This is a genomic window from Microbispora sp. CSR-4 (genome assembly GCF_008033685.1).
Classification (GTDB): Bacteria; Actinomycetota; Actinomycetes; order Streptosporangiales; family Streptosporangiaceae; genus Microbispora.
Genome location: NZ_VJVX01000200.1, coordinates 1 through 882, shown reverse-complemented (window position 1 = coordinate 882; position 882 = coordinate 1). Strand labels below are relative to the sequence as shown.

Annotated in this window: 1 protein-coding gene; it reads left to right on the top strand. The window is 68.6% G+C overall.

The annotated features are described in order from the left end of the window. Positions 1-55 precede the first annotated feature (55 nt). Positions 56-882: PHB depolymerase family esterase (locus FLV34_RS39440; RefSeq protein WP_142652782.1), on the top strand; the 827-nt coding region annotated here is incomplete at its 3' end.

Genomic DNA, 882 nt, shown 5'->3' with positions numbered 1-882 from the left:
ACGAAGGCTCAGAGTCTTACTGGCGGCCGCCGCCTTGCCTTTGGTGGTGGCGGGCATGCTCCTGGGGGTACGGCCCGCCGCGGCGGCCTCGCTGACCCGGGTGACCGGCTTCGGCGCCAACCCCACGAACCTGAACATGTACCTCTACGTGCCCGACCGGGTCGCGGCACGGCCGGCGCTGCTGGTGCTGGTGCATTACTGCACCGGATCCGCCGGCGCGATTTTCAACGGCAACGGGCACGACTACGTCACCGCCGCGGACCGGTACGGGTACATCATCGTGGTCCCCGAGGCCACCCGCAGTGGGCAGTGCTTCGACGTGTCCACCCCCGCCGCGCTCAGGCGCGACGGCGGGAGCGACTCCACCGGCATCATGTCGATGGTCTCCTGGGCGCGGCAGCGCTACAACGTCGACCCGAACCGGATCGTCGTGAGCGGCTTTTCCTCCGGCGCGATGATGACCAACGTCCTGGCCGCCGAATATCCCGACGTGTTCTCGGCCGGGGCGGCCTTCTCCGGCGTACCGGCCGGATGCTTCGCGACCACCGACGGCTCCCTGTGGAACAGCCAGTGCTCCGGCGGCAACCTCATCAAGTCCGCCCAGCAATGGGGCGACCAGGCCCGCGCCATGTACCCCGGCTACACCGGCCGCTACCCCCGCATGCAGCTGTGGCACGGCACCACCGACACCACTCTCGCCTACCCCAACTACGGCGAAGAGATCAAGCAGTGGACCAACCTGCACGGGCTGAGCCAGACCCCGTCCTTCACCGACCACCCGCAGTCGTCGTGGACCCGCACCCGCTACGGCGACACAAGCACCCAGGCCACCATCGAAGGCATCAGCATCTCCGGCGTCGGCCACCAACTCCCCATGAACGG